Here is a 12,937-nt window from a genome sequence, read left to right as displayed (position 1 = left end):
GGTGTCCAGCTTCGTCTGCGTGGTCGCCTTCTCCGCCGGGGCGGCGCGCCCGGGCCCGGCCCCCCCCCCGCCCGCGGCCGCCGCTTCCGCCGTCTCAGGCGGACGCGATCCGTGCGCGGGGCCGGGTACATGACCCCCCGAGGAGCCGTTGGGACGACAGAGGTCCTATGCGGCGACCTTCACCGGCTCCCGCACGGGAACGGCTCCGAACACCGGCGCCTCCCGCCGGGGCAGGAACCGCGACGCCACCGCGATCAGCACGCCCAGGACGACCGCGATGCCGAGCGCGCCGCGCAGCGAGGTGGCGTCCGACAGGAAGCCGATCACCACCGGGCCGAGCAGCAGGCCCGCGTAGCCCATGGCGCCCGCCTGGGCGATGGCCGGTCCGGGGGCGTCGGTCGCGGTGCCCGCCAGGGACAGCGTCAGCGGCGCGATCGTCGCCACGCCGAGCCCGACGAAGAACATCGCCAGCACCGCCACCAGCGCCGCCGGGGCCATCAGCACGACCGTGAAGAACCCGGCCGTGGCCACGCCCGACACGGTCAGCATGCCGCGCACCCCGTACCGGGAGCGCAGCCGGTCGCCGGTGAGCCTGGCCAGCAGCATGCCGGCCTCGAACACCGGGTAGCCGAGCGCGGCCAGCGCCTCGGGGGCGCCGAGCTCGTTGCGCATGTACAGGCCGTTCCAGTCGGCGACCACACCCTCGACCATGAAGGCGAAGAACATGATGGCGCCGAGCAGGTAGACGATCGCCGGCATGCGGTGCCGGGCCGTGCGCGCCGCCTCCGTCGCCGGGGCCTCCGGCAGGTACGTACGGCCGAGCAGCACCGCGACCGGCAGCGAGACCAGGGCGACCAGCGCCAGGTTGGCGGTGAACGACAGGCCGGCGGCGATCGACACGCTGCCCAGGGCGCCCGCCGAGATCGCGCCGACGCACCAGCCGGCGTGCATGCCGTTCATCAGCGGGCGGCCGTACGCCTGCTCGACGGTGGAGCCCTGGGCGTTCATGGCGACGTCCACGGTGCCGAAGGCCATGCCGAAGAACGTGGCGGCCACGATGAGGAGGGGGAGGTTCGGGGCGAAGGCGACGGCCAGCAGGCCGATCGCGGTGAGTGGGGCGCCGATCCGCAGAACCGCCCTGCTGCCCGCGCGGGCCATGATCCGTCGCATGGACTGCATGGTCACGAGGGCCCCGAGGCCCCATGCGAGGAGCACCGCGCCGACCGTCGACTCGGACAGGCCGAGTTTGTCGGTCAGGGCGGGGATGCGCACGGTCATCGTGCCCACCATCAGGCCGCCAAGGACAAAGGTGAGGATCGCCCCGTAGCGGGCCGTCCTCAGGTCGCGGGTCATAAGGCACACCTCTCACAAGATCGTTCGGTCGTCACAAATCAGGCGCTCCCCGCGTGGGGGCGCCTGGAAGATTCGGGGGGACAAGAACTCGAAGGGACAAGAACCACCGGCCCGACGCGCCGGCCCGGCTCGTGTTGAGGCGGGCCGTGGCCCGCCGAGTCGTTGACCGGCCCGAAGCCGACCGCCCTGAGTCGGCCGACCCAGGGCGGCCCAGGGCGGCCCGGGGCGAATGGCTGTTGGTGGGGTTGTTCGGGGAGGTGCGGCTGGGTGGGGGCGGCGGTTCGGGGTGGGCCGGTTGGGGGCTCGCCTCGTGTCGCCTGGCGACCGTGCCGGGTCCTTGGCGGCGCCCGCTTCAGGCGGGGCCGCTCAGAAGCGGACGGCCCGCCCGAGTCGGCTCACCGGCCAGGCCGGCTGGTCCGCGCTCCCGAGCGTCTGGTCCGCGCGCCTGATCGGCTGGTCCGCGCTCCCGAGCGTCTGATCCGCACTCCTGGTCGGCTCGTCCGTGCCATCCGAGCGGCTTGTTCGAGCCGCCTGAGTGGCTCGTTCACGCCGCTCGACCGGCCCCGGCGCCCCGGTCTACCGTTTGCTCGGGGCGAGCCCGTTCGTCCGGCCGTTACGGGCCGGTCGGGCGAGGACGGCAGGCGTCGCCGAGGCGTCAGGTCTTGACGGTGGGCGGCCGGAAGCACGGCGACAGGGGTCGTGGGAGCGCGTCATCGTCAACGCGAGGCCACCCCCATCCGTTCCAGTCCACCCGGGAAAAGCTCCGGCGAAGAAGCTCCGACACCTGAACCAGAAGTGACCCCCGCGCATTCCCGGGGCGGGAGTGACCCGCGACACGTAGCGGCGCGCAGGTCAGCCGGGTTTGAGCAGGGCTCTCAGGCGGGTTTCGAGGGCCCGCAGGTCGGCCTCGGAGTTGAGCTGCGGGTCATGGCTCGCCACGTCCCACAACCCCTCGCACGCCAGCCGGACGATCTGCGCGGCCAGCGGGTCGGGCTCGTCGCCCAGCCCCTCCCGGTGCCATCGGGACATCGCCTCCCGCAGCGGCGCCAGCAGGAAGAGGTTGCCCGACGCGCCCGTCACGACCGCCCATCTTCGGAGCCGCCCCGAGCGCACGGCGACCAGCGTGGCCCCGAGGTACCGCTCGGTGTACGTGCCCTGCGGCTGAGCGGCCATCAGCTCGTCGAACTCTTCGATCAGCCGTTCGACCATGCCCTTGATCAGGGCCTCTTTGGTGCCGAAGTGGTAAAGAAGGCCGCCCTTGCTCACCCCGGCCCGGTCGGCCACGGCGGACAGCGTCAGCGCGGCCGACCCCTGGTCGCACAGGAGGTCTTCCGCCGCGTCCAACAGCTCGTCCCTTCGCATGCCTCGACTGTACCGTCCGGACGGTACAGTGGCAAACGAGATACCCTGATCTGGTGACACGACCGTCGGCCTATCTTGATCATGCGGCGACCACGCCCATGCTGCCCGAAGCGATCGAGGCCATGACGGAGCAACTCAAACGCGTCGGCAACGCCTCCTCGCTGCACGCCGCGGGCCGTCAGGTGCGCAGGGTCGTCGAGGAGTCCCGCGAGACCATCGCCGACGCCCTGGGGGCCCGGCCGAGCGAGGTCGTGTTCACCTCGGGCGGCACCGAGGCCGACAACCTCGCCATCAAGGGCCTCTACTGGGCGCGCAGGCCGCGCCGGCGCATCCTGATCAGCTCCGTCGAGCACCACGCCGCCCTCGACCCGGCCGCGTGGCTGGCCGAGAGCCAGGGCGCCGAGGTCGAGCTGCTCGACGTCGACGAGTACGGCCGGGTCCATCCCGACACGCTGCGCGCCGCCATCGAGCGCGCCCCCGACGACGTCGCCATGGTCAGCGTCATGTGGGCCAACAACGAGGTCGGCACGATCCAGCCGGTCCACGTGCTGGCGGCCGTCGCCCACGACCACGGCGTCCCGTTCCACACCGACGCGGTGCAGGCGATCGGGCAGCTCCCGGTCTCCTTCGCCGACTCGGGCGCCGACGCCCTCACGCTCACCGGCCACAAGGTCGGCGGGCCGATGGGCGTGGGCGCGCTGCTGCTGGCCAGAGGGCTGACGCCGGTGTCGGTGCAACACGGCGGAGGCCAGGAGCGCGACGTGCGCTCCGGCACCCTCGACGCGCCCGCCATCGCGGGCCTCGCCGCCGCCGTGCGGACCGCCGTCAAGGAGCAGGAGGCCCTGGGCCGCCGCCTGACGGCGCTGCGCGACGAGCTCATCGAGCGCGTCCGTCAGGCCGTCCCCGACGTCGTGCTCAACGGCGACCCGGCCGGCCGGCTGCCCGGCAACGCCCACTTCTCCTTCCCCGGCTGCGAGGGCGACGCGCTGCTCATGCTGCTCGACGCCAAGGGCGTGGAGTGCTCGACCGGCTCGGCCTGCTCGGCGGGCGTCGCGCAGCCTTCGCACGTGCTGCTCGCGATGGGCGCCGACGCGGCGGCCGCGCGCGGCTCGCTCAGGTTCACCCTGGGCCACACCTCGACCGGCGCCGACGTCGACCGCCTGATCGAGGTGCTGCCCGCGGCCGTCGAACGCGCCCGCAGGGCCGGGCTCAGCTGAGGAACGGGGAGACCGCGGCCCAGGCGGGGTCATGGCCCACGTCGATCCGCGGCTCGCCCTCCTTCCAGCTCGCGATCAGCTCCTCGACGCGGGTCGCCGCGTCGGAGTCCGGGTCGGCGTAGAGGTGGACGACCCGGTGCCCGGCGGCGCTCAGCTGCGCGGCCAGCAGGGCGTCGTCGCGCAGCTCCAGCAGGCGGGCGGCCAGGCGTTCCTCGAAGTCGCGCAGCGCCGTCAGCGACTCGCCGGCGGGCAGGCCGTCGTCGTCGCGGTGGGCGTACGGGAGGGTGATCTCGATGTGCTGGTCGAACAGCGGGTGGTCGACGGGCCGCAGCGGGAAGCGCGCGACGGCGACCAGCGACGCGCCCTCGCCGGTCCGGCCTTCGAGCGACAGCCACTCCTCGTCCTGATAGTTCGAGGCCAGGTCGGCGACCACGGCGGGCAGGTGGACGGCGGCGACCGCGTCGATCGGCTGGAAGGTGGCGGGCGTGATCTCGCCCACCCATCTGGCCACGTCGTCCTCGCCCAGCAGCCAGTCGAGGGCGAGCAGCGTCGCCTCCAGGCGGGTCTCCTCGTCGAGCTCGCTGAAGATCGGGTGGTAGGCGGCCACGTCGACCCGCGGCTGGTTGCGCGGCACGCGCAGCCCGAACGCCAGCTTGTCGAGGGCGAACTCGAACCCGCCCACGTCGAGCGTCAGCTCCAGCGCCTGCGGGTTGGCCCGCCGCGACGGATGGAACTCCCACAACAGGTCGGCCGGCGGCGCCGCCTTCGCCCAGCGGTGGGCGAGCGAGCGCAGCTCGGCGTCGCCGGCCGCGGTCACCACCAGGGCGTGCGCGGCGTTCCTGCCGGGCGCCACCTCCCAGACCAGGTCAGGATGGAGCGCGCCCACGGCGGGGGCGAGCAGCTCCTCGATGCCCTCGGCCGCGCCCGCGGCCACCAGCGGGTCGAGCCGCGGCCTGGCCTCCTGCCACCACGCCCAGAACCCGGCCACGCCGTCGCCGGGCCGGTCGGCCTCTTCCTCTGCGTCCTTGCGCCCGAACAGTCGCATGCGCTGAATCCTTCCAGACGGAGCCGATGGCCGCGCACTCCCCGCCGGACAGTACGCTGGAACGGTCATGGGACTGCGTGTGCTTGCCGCCATGTCGGGCGGCGTCGATTCCGCCGTGGCCGCCGCCCGGATCGCCGAGGCCGGTCACGACGTCACTGGTGTGCATCTGGCCTTGTCGGCCAACCCCCAATCCCACCGTACGGGCGCGCGAGGCTGCTGCACGATCGAGGACTCCCGCGACGCGCGGCGGGCCGCCGACGTGATCGGCATCCCGTTCTACATCTGGGACATGGCCGAGAGGTTCCAGCGCGACGTGGTGGAGGACTTCGTGGCCGAATACGCCGCGGGCCGCACCCCCAACCCGTGCCTGCGGTGCAACGAGAAGATCAAGTTCGAGGCGGTGCTCGACCGGGCGCTGGCCCTCGGCTTCGACGCCGTCGCGACCGGCCACCACGCCAAGCTGTCCGACGGCGTGCTGTCCAGGAGCGTCGACCAGGGCAAGGACCAGTCGTACGTGCTGGGGGTGCTCACCCGTGAGCAGCTCAGCCACGCGATCTTCCCGCTCGGCGGCTCCACCAAGGCCGAGGTGCGCGAGGAGGCCGCGCGGCGCGGCTTGACCGTCGCCGACAAGCCCGACAGCCACGACATCTGCTTCATCGCCGACGGCGACACGCGTGGCTTCCTGGCCGGCCGGCTCGGCGCCGAGGAGGGCCCGATCGTCGACCAGGAGGGCGCGGTGGTGGGCACCCACCAGGGCGCCCACGGGTTCACGGTGGGCCAGCGCAAGGGCCTGCACATCGACCGTCCGGCCGCCGACGGCAGGCCGCGTTACGTGTTGTCGATCGAGCCGGTCTCCAACACGGTCACGGTCGGCCCGCGCGCCGCGCTGGAGGTCACCTCGATCACCTGCGCCCGCCCGGTCTGGAACGGCCCGTCCCGCTCCGACGACCTGACCGTGCAGCTCAGGGCCCACGGCGAGGTCTACGGCTGCCGCTTCGAGGAGGCCGAGGGCGGCCTGCGCATCGACCTCGACCGCCCGGCCACCGGCGTGGCGGCGGGCCAGGCGGCCGTGCTCTACTCGGGCGACACGGTCATCGGCTCGGCCACCATCGTCTCGGCCGCCTAAGGCAGCGTCACCGACTCGCCGACCTTGAGCCGGCGCATGTCGGCGCCCTGCTTGTCCGACTCCAGCTCCAGGTAGGTGTCCACCAGCGACAGGCCGATGTCGTTGAGCAGGCCGTCATGCGTGGAGAACGCGCGGGCCGGGCGCAGCGTCCGCAGGTATTCGACCATCTCGCTGAGCTTCATCCAGGGGGCGTTGGTCGGCGCCAGCAGGGTGGGCACGTCGACGCCGGGCAACGTGAGCGCGTCGCCCGGGTAGAACACCTCGTCGTCCAGCATGAAACCGACATTCTGGACGACAGGCGCATCGGGGTGGTTCTTGGTGTGCCACTCGCCGAACGCCTTCACCCGGAAACCCGCCGCGTCGAAGGCATCGCCGTGCCGGACCACCTGGACCTTGACCGGCACGTCGGTCAGCTGGGCCGCGACGCCCTCGCACGTCCAGACCTCGACCCCGGCGGGAGCGGCCTTCAGCTTCTCGAGGTCGAAGTGGTCGAAGTGCTGGTGCGTGATGAGCACCGCGTCGACCCCGTCGAGCACCGGCTCCTGGGAGAAGGTGCCCGGGTCGATGACCAGGACCTTGCCGTTCTTCTCAAGGCGTACACAGGCGTGCGTGAGTTTGGTGAGCTCCATTCGGCAGAGCCTACGCTTGTGACCATGTCTACGTGGGAAGCCACCGGGGTCGGGTCGCATCCGGGTGAGGATCATCTTGAGGCGATCCGTGTCGTGTTCGGCGAGGTGCCCGGCCTGCCGTACCTGCCAGAGCTGCCGGCCCGAGGGGTCGGCGCCGACATGATCGGAAGGACGGCCGGGCTGCTGGTCGACCTGCCGGCCGAGGTGCAGCCGTCCGGGTGGCGGCTGGCCGACCGGCCGGGCCGCGACCACCGGCGGGCCGTCGACCACCTGCGCCGCGACCTCGACGGGCTGGAGGAGGTCGCGCACGACTACTCCGGGCCGCTCAAACTCCAGGTGTGCGGGCCGTGGACGCTGGCCGGGGCCCTTGAGCTGAAGTTCGGCGACAAGATGCTCTCCGACGCGGGGGCCGTGCGCGACCTGGTCGCGTCGCTGGCCCAGGGGGTCGCCGACCACTGCGCCGAGGTGCGGCGGCGGCTGCCCGGCGTCACCGAGATCGTGTTGCAGCTCGACGAGCCGGGGCTGCCGGGCGTGCTGGCGGGCACGGTCCCGACCGCGTCGGGGTTCGGGCGGCTCGCGGCGGTCGAGGAGTGGCGGGTGGAGGAGTCGCTGCGGCTGTTCCCCGATCCGGTGGTCCACTGCTGCGCGCCCGGGGTGCCCTACGCGCTGCTGCGGCGGGCCGGGGCGCGGGCCGTGTCGGTCGACGCGTCGCTGCTGCGCCGCCGGGACGACGACGAGCTCGGCGAGCTCTTCGAGGCCGGGATGGGGCTGTTCCTGGGCGTCGTGCCGGGCCGGGACGTCGCGCTGCCGGACACCGGGGTGGTCGCCAGGCCCGCGGTGGAGCTGTGGCGCCGGCTCGGGTTCGCCCCCGACGGGCTGGCCGCCAAGGTCACGCTGACGCCCGCCTGCGGCCTCGCCGGAGCCTCTCCCCGCTACGCGCGGGCGGCCCTGGCGGCGTGCGCGAAGGCCGCCCGGGTGCTCAAGGACGATCCGGCAAGCGGGATGCAAGGCGGCTGAGTACCGTCCGGGCCATGACTGTTCGCGTTCTGGCCGTCGGTGCCATCATGCTGATCGCGTCCGCTTCGATCGCCGTCCCCGCCGGCGCCTCGGCCAACCCCGAGGTCTGGAGCTGGGGGTCGATCTACTCCGCCGACCGGGCCGGGAAGGCCAGGGGCAAGGTCCTGCTCGACCGGCCCGGGTTCGTGGTCAGCGGCAGGCTGTACGACTTCCCGGGCCGTACGGGGTGCTCGTGGCTGCAGTTCCGCTGGGTCGAGGACGACGGCGGCAAGGGGCACAAGACGTACCGCAACTGCTCGGGCACCCGGCCGCTGGAGTTCTCGGTCAAGACCGGCTACATGCTCTCCATCGAGGGCCGGGTCTGCCGGGGCACGGCAAGGAAGATCACCGGTAACTGCTCGGTCTGGGAAGGCGTCTGGGCCCAGGGCGGATGAGCCGGCGAGTCGTTCCTGTCGGGGCCCGGCGGTAGCGTTTGCTCAGCGTGTCGGACGTGGAAGGAGACCCAGCGTGAGCGAGCGTGACACCGAGGTCGGGGGCGTGCCCGTGGCCGCGCTCAAGCGGCATGCGGAGCTGAGCGAGCTGGTCGAGGACGCGCGCTGGCGCTACTACGTGCTCGACCAGCCCACGGTCAGCGACGCGCAGTTCGACGAGTGGTTCCGCGAGCTGCTGACGCTGGAGGAGGCCCATCCGGCGCTGCAGACGCCCGACTCGCCCACCCAGAAGGTGGGCGCGCCGGTCACGGGCGACTTCGCCAAGGTCAGTCACCTCAACCGCATGGAGAGCCTCGACAACGCCTTCGACCAGGCCGACATGGCCGCCTGGACGGCCCGCGTCGAGCGGCTGGCCGAGCGCGACCCGGGCCCCTACCTGTGCGAGCTGAAGATCGACGGGCTGGCCATCGCGCTCGTCTACCGCGACGGCAAGCTGGAGCGCGGCGCGACCCGGGGCGACGGCCGTGTCGGCGACGACGTCACGGCCAACGTCCGCACGATCAAGGGGGTGCCCCACCGGCTCAAGGGGGAGGGCGTGCCGAGCCTGGTCGAGGTGCGCGGCGAGGTCTACATCCCGGTCGAGGGGTTCAAGCAGCTCAACGAGCAGCTCGTGGAGCAGGGCAGGCAGCCGTTCGCCAACCCGCGCAACTCGGCGGCGGGCACGCTGCGGCAGAAGGACGCGCGGGTCACCGCGCAGCGCCCGCTGCGCATGCTCGTCCACGGCATCGGCGTCTGGGAGGGCTCGGCCGTGCCGCGCGCCCAGTCGGAGGTCTACGAGCGGCTGCGGGAGTTCGGGCTGCCGGTCAGCGACCTGTTCAAGGTGGTGCCCGGCCTCACCGAGGTCGACGAGTTCATCGAGCACTACCGGGCGCACCGGCACGATCCGGCGTACGAGATCGACGGGGTCGTGGTCAAGGTCGACGACTTCCGTACCCAGCGGGAGCTGGGGTCCACCTCGCGGGCGCCGCGCTGGGCGATCGCCTACAAATACCCGCCGGAGGAGGTCAACACCAAGCTGCTCGACATCCAGGTGGGCGTCGGGCGCACCGGCCGGGTCACGCCGTACGCGGTGATGGAGCCCATCGTGGTCGCCGGCTCGACCGTCGAGCGGGCCACGCTGCACAACGCGGCCACGGTGATCAAGAAGGGCGTGCTCGTCGGCGACACCGTGGTGCTGCGCAAGGCGGGCGACGTCATCCCCGAGATCGTCGGCGCGGTCACGGCGTTGCGCGACGGGTCCGAGCGGGAGTTCGTCATGCCGACCCACTGCCCCGAGTGCGGCACCGAGCTGGCCTACGAGAAGGAGGGCGACGCCGACCTGCGCTGCCCCAACGCCCGCGGCTGCCCCGCGCAGATCCGCGAGCGCCTCTACTTCGCGGCCGGGCGGCGCGCGCTCGACATCGACGGGCTGGGCTACGTCGCGGCGACCGCGCTCACCCAGCCGGTGCCGCCGCAGGAGCCCGTCCTGCGTACCGAGGCCGACCTGTTCGACCTGACGATCGAGCAGCTCATGCCCATCCGGTCGGTCGTCCGCGACCAGGACACCGGGCTGCCCAAGCTCGACCCCGAGACCGGTGAGCAGAAGGTCGTCTCCCTGTTCTCCAACCTCGACGGCGGGCCCAGCCAGGCCGCCCGCACGCTGGTCGACGAGCTGGCCCGGGCCAAGGCGGCGCCGCTCGCCCAGGTGCTGGTCGCGCTGTCGATCCGGCACGTCGGGCCGCCGACGGCCCGCGACCTGGCCGACTCCATGAGGTCGATCGACGCCATCATGAACGCCTCGGAGGAGGAGCTGGCCTCGGTCAAGGGCATCGGGTCGCGGGTGGCGGCGACGATCCGGGAGTGGTTCGAGGTCGACTGGCACCGGGAGATCGTCGAGAAGTGGCGGGCCGCCGGGGTGCGGATGGACGACGGTCCCGCTCCGGAGAAGACGGAGCCCCAGATTCTGGAGGGGCTGACGTTCGTGGTCACGGGGACGCTGGAGGCGTACACGCGTGACACCGCCTCCGAGGCGCTGACCGGCCGGGGCGGGAAGGTGGCCGGATCGGTGTCGAAGAAGACGTCGTTCCTGGTGGCGGGGGAGAACGCCGGGTCGAAGTATGACAAGGCGGTCAGTCTGAAGGTGCCGATCCTCGACGAGCAGGGGTTCGAGGTGCTGCTGACGGAGGGCCCGGAGGCCGCCGCCCGGGTGGCGGTCACCGAGGAGACGTAAGGGAACCGGGGAGCCGTAGCGGAGTCGGGGGCCTGCGGAAGGAGTCGAGGATGCGCGGAAGAGCCGGGGAGATGTAGGGGAATCGGGGATGTGGAGCAGGGCCGGGGAAGCCTGGAAGGGCCGAGAAGGCACTGAGAACGGGCCGGTTCGCCCTTGCGCCGGGGCTCGTGTTCGGTGACCTCGCGGATGCAGCCGCGGCCGGCCGGGGATCAGGATTGTGTACGGACTGTCGATGGCCGCGCTACCCATAGTGGTTTTTGGGTATATGTCGGAAACGAGAAGTGACGGAACGTACGCGCTTGGTTTCGCGAAGTGGGGTGAAGGTCGTACCCTCCCATAGTGACCTAATGGGGGTTCTGTTACCGATGACTGACCCAACCGACACCCGTGACACCGGACCACGCGTCGGCACGCCGCTCTGGGCGTTCCTCGCGGGCATCACCGTGATCGGCTTCACCGCGCTGGTCGTGGCGCTGCTCCGGCTCGATCCGGTCGCGCTGGCGGAGCTCGCCCGTACACCGCTGTTCTGGGTGCTGGCGGTTCTGGTGGTGCTGGGCGAGCTGCGGCCCGTCATGGTGTCCTCGGCGACCGCGGTCGGCGGCACGTACCCGTCGACCATGTTCACCTTCGCGGTGCTGCTGCACTTCGGGCTGTCCACCGCCGTGCTCATGCAGGCCGTCGCCATCGCCATGAACGGCGTCGTGACGCGCAAGGCGTGGCACCGGGTCATGTTCAACGTCGCCCAGTCCACCCTCGCGCTCACCGCCGCCGCCGTGGTGCTCGGGCTGTTCGGCGTCGTGCCGGGCCCGGCCGTGCCGTGGGTGCCCAGGGGGGCCGACCTGCCGGCGATCGTGCTGGCCGGGGTGGCCTACTTCGTCACCAGGGCCGCGCTCGTGTCCGGGGCGGTCGCGCTGCACGAGCGGCGCTCGATCGTCCGCGTGCTGCGGGTCACCGCCGGGCCGCAGGGGCTCGTCTACACGGCGTTGCTGGGCCTGGCGCCGCTGGTCGTCGTGGTGATGGACCATTCGCCCGCTCTCGTGCCGCTCTTCGTCGCCCCCCTCGCCGCCGTCTACTTCACCGCCACGCTCTCCATGCGCCGCGACCACCAGGCCATGCACGACGAGCTGACCGGCCTGCCCAACCGCAAGATGCTCATCGTCAGCACGGAGGAGGCGCTGGCCGAGTCCCGCCAGGACGAGCGGGTCGGCCTGTTCCTCCTCGACCTCGACCGGTTCAAGGAGGTCAACGACACGATGGGCCATCCGGTGGGCGACCGCCTGCTCCAGATGGTGGCCCACCGGCTCACCCATTCCGTACGTCCGGGCGACGTGGTGGCCAGGCTCGGCGGCGACGAGTTCGCCGTGCTGCTGCCCTCGATCAGGGACGCCAACGCCGCCAGGGAGGTGGCCGCCAGGCTGCGGGCCGCCCTGACCGAGCCCGTACGTCTGGAGGGCATGAGCTTCGACCTCGACGGCTCGGTCGGCATCGCGCTCTATCCCGACCACGCCCCCGACTTCGAGCTGCTGCTGCAACGCGCCGACGTGGCCATGTACCTGGCCAAGGAGGGGCGTACCGGGGTCGAGCTCTACCAGCCCGACAAAGACCGCAACTCGCCCGAACGGCTCAACCTGCTGGGCGACCTGCGCCGCGCCATCGACAACCGCGAGCTGCAACTGCACTACCAGCCCAAGGTCGGCCTGACCGGCGGCGCGGTGACCGGGGTGGAGGCCCTGCTGCGCTGGCGCCATCCGGTGCACGGGCCGATCCCGCCGTCGGACTTCGTCCCGCTGGCCGAGCAGACGTACCTGATGCGGCAGCTCACCGAATACGTCATCGAATCCGCGCTGGAGCAGGCCGCCCGCTGGTGGCACACCGGCCTGCAGGTGCAGATCTCGGTCAACATCTCCGCCCGCGACCTGCTCGACGCGGCGCTGCCCGAGCAGTTGGAGGTGGGCCTGACCCGCTACGGCCTGCCGCCCGCCGCCATCCAGCTGGAGGTCACCGAACGCATCCTGACCGGCGACCAGGCCTACACCCAGGAGACCATCAAGGCGCTGGCCGCGCTCGGCGTGCCGCTGTCCCTCGACGACTTCGGCACCGGCTACTCCTCGCTGATCAGGCTCCAGCGCCTGGCGGTCTCCGAGGTCAAGATCGACGCCTCGTTCGTCCGCCGCATCGCCGACTCCGAGGACGACCACCGCATCGTCCGCTCGATCGTCGACCTGGTGCGCTCGCTCGGCCTGCGCTCGGTGGCCGAGGGCGTGGAGTGCGACGCGGTCGCCGTGCGCCTGGCCGAGATGGGCTGCGACCTGGGCCAGGGCTGGCTGTTCTGCCAGCCCATGCCGGCCGCCGAGGCCACCGCCTGGCTCGTGGACCGCTTCACCCCGGCGCCCGGCATCGAGTACGGCTACCAGCCAGAGGTCACCCAGACGGCTTAGGCGATTACAGAAGCCTCCTTCGTCGAAGTACACTTCGTCGAAGTACACTT

10 protein-coding genes are annotated in these 12,937 nt (G+C 72.1%); 6 read left to right on the top strand and 4 right to left on the bottom strand.

The features are described 5' to 3' along the window. Window positions 1–165: 165 nt before the first annotated feature. Both ACWCSU_RS32540 and ACWCSU_RS32535 read right to left on the bottom strand, forming a co-directional pair. Window positions 166–1,353: an MFS transporter gene (locus tag ACWCSU_RS32540; RefSeq protein WP_357697530.1), complete on the bottom strand. Its 1,188-nt coding sequence runs from the start codon at window positions 1,351–1,353 to the stop codon at window positions 166–168. An 852-nt stretch (window positions 1,354–2,205) separates the two neighbouring features. After that, window positions 2,206–2,715 (bottom strand): TetR/AcrR family transcriptional regulator, encoded by a 510-nt coding sequence (locus tag ACWCSU_RS32535; protein WP_357697532.1) that lies wholly within the window; start codon window positions 2,713–2,715, stop codon window positions 2,206–2,208. Window positions 2,716–2,768: 53 nt separating this feature from the next. Here ACWCSU_RS32535 and ACWCSU_RS32530 point away from each other — a divergent pair, with 53 nt between their 5' ends. Continuing rightward, window positions 2,769–3,932 (top strand): cysteine desulfurase family protein, encoded by a 1,164-nt coding sequence (locus ACWCSU_RS32530; protein ID WP_357697534.1) that lies wholly within the window; start codon window positions 2,769–2,771, stop codon window positions 3,930–3,932. On the opposite strand, the gene ACWCSU_RS32525 is transcribed toward ACWCSU_RS32530, so the two are convergent. Then, entirely contained in the window at window positions 3,925–4,977 is a 1,053-nt protein-coding gene (locus ACWCSU_RS32525; protein ID WP_449940068.1) for a DUF695 domain-containing protein, read from the bottom strand. The two genes, ACWCSU_RS32530 and ACWCSU_RS32525, sit on opposite strands and share 8 nt — an antisense overlap. Before the next feature lie 67 nt (window positions 4,978–5,044). Between ACWCSU_RS32525 and mnmA the strand changes: the two genes are divergently transcribed. Then, a complete protein-coding gene (mnmA, locus tag ACWCSU_RS32520; RefSeq protein WP_449940066.1) occupies window positions 5,045–6,103 on the top strand; it encodes a tRNA 2-thiouridine(34) synthase MnmA in 1,059 nt (352 codons plus the stop codon). Here the strand turns inward: mnmA and ACWCSU_RS32515 are convergent. Continuing rightward, on the bottom strand, window positions 6,100–6,732 hold the full coding sequence (locus tag ACWCSU_RS32515; protein ID WP_449940064.1) for an MBL fold metallo-hydrolase: 633 nt from the start codon (window positions 6,730–6,732) through the stop codon (window positions 6,100–6,102). The genes mnmA and ACWCSU_RS32515 overlap by 4 nt on opposite strands. Window positions 6,733–6,756: 24 nt before the next feature. Here ACWCSU_RS32515 and ACWCSU_RS32510 point away from each other — a divergent pair, with 24 nt between their 5' ends. From ACWCSU_RS32510 to ACWCSU_RS32495, 4 genes are all read left to right on the top strand, one after another. Further along, a complete protein-coding gene (locus ACWCSU_RS32510; RefSeq protein WP_357697541.1) occupies window positions 6,757–7,749 on the top strand; it encodes a methionine synthase in 993 nt (330 codons plus the stop codon). A gap of 14 nt (window positions 7,750–7,763) precedes the next feature. Beyond that, window positions 7,764–8,183 carry a hypothetical protein gene (locus tag ACWCSU_RS32505; RefSeq protein WP_449940063.1) on the top strand — a complete coding sequence of 140 codons (420 nt, stop codon included), beginning with the start codon at window positions 7,764–7,766 and terminating at the stop codon, window positions 8,181–8,183. Between the two features lie 73 nt (window positions 8,184–8,256). After that, a complete protein-coding gene (gene ligA / locus ACWCSU_RS32500; RefSeq protein WP_364085193.1) occupies window positions 8,257–10,449 on the top strand; it encodes an NAD-dependent DNA ligase LigA in 2,193 nt (730 codons plus the stop codon). Window positions 10,450–10,814: 365 nt separating this feature from the next. Then, window positions 10,815–12,887, top strand: a complete 2,073-nt coding sequence (locus ACWCSU_RS32495) for a putative bifunctional diguanylate cyclase/phosphodiesterase (protein WP_449940059.1) — start codon at window positions 10,815–10,817, stop codon at window positions 12,885–12,887. The last annotated feature ends 50 nt before the right edge of the window (window positions 12,888–12,937 follow it).

The sequence above is a fragment of the Nonomuraea sp. NPDC001699 genome, from assembly GCF_053596455.1.
Note: the sequence above shows the minus strand (reverse complement) of the source record. Positions and strands in the feature narration are given on the sequence as shown.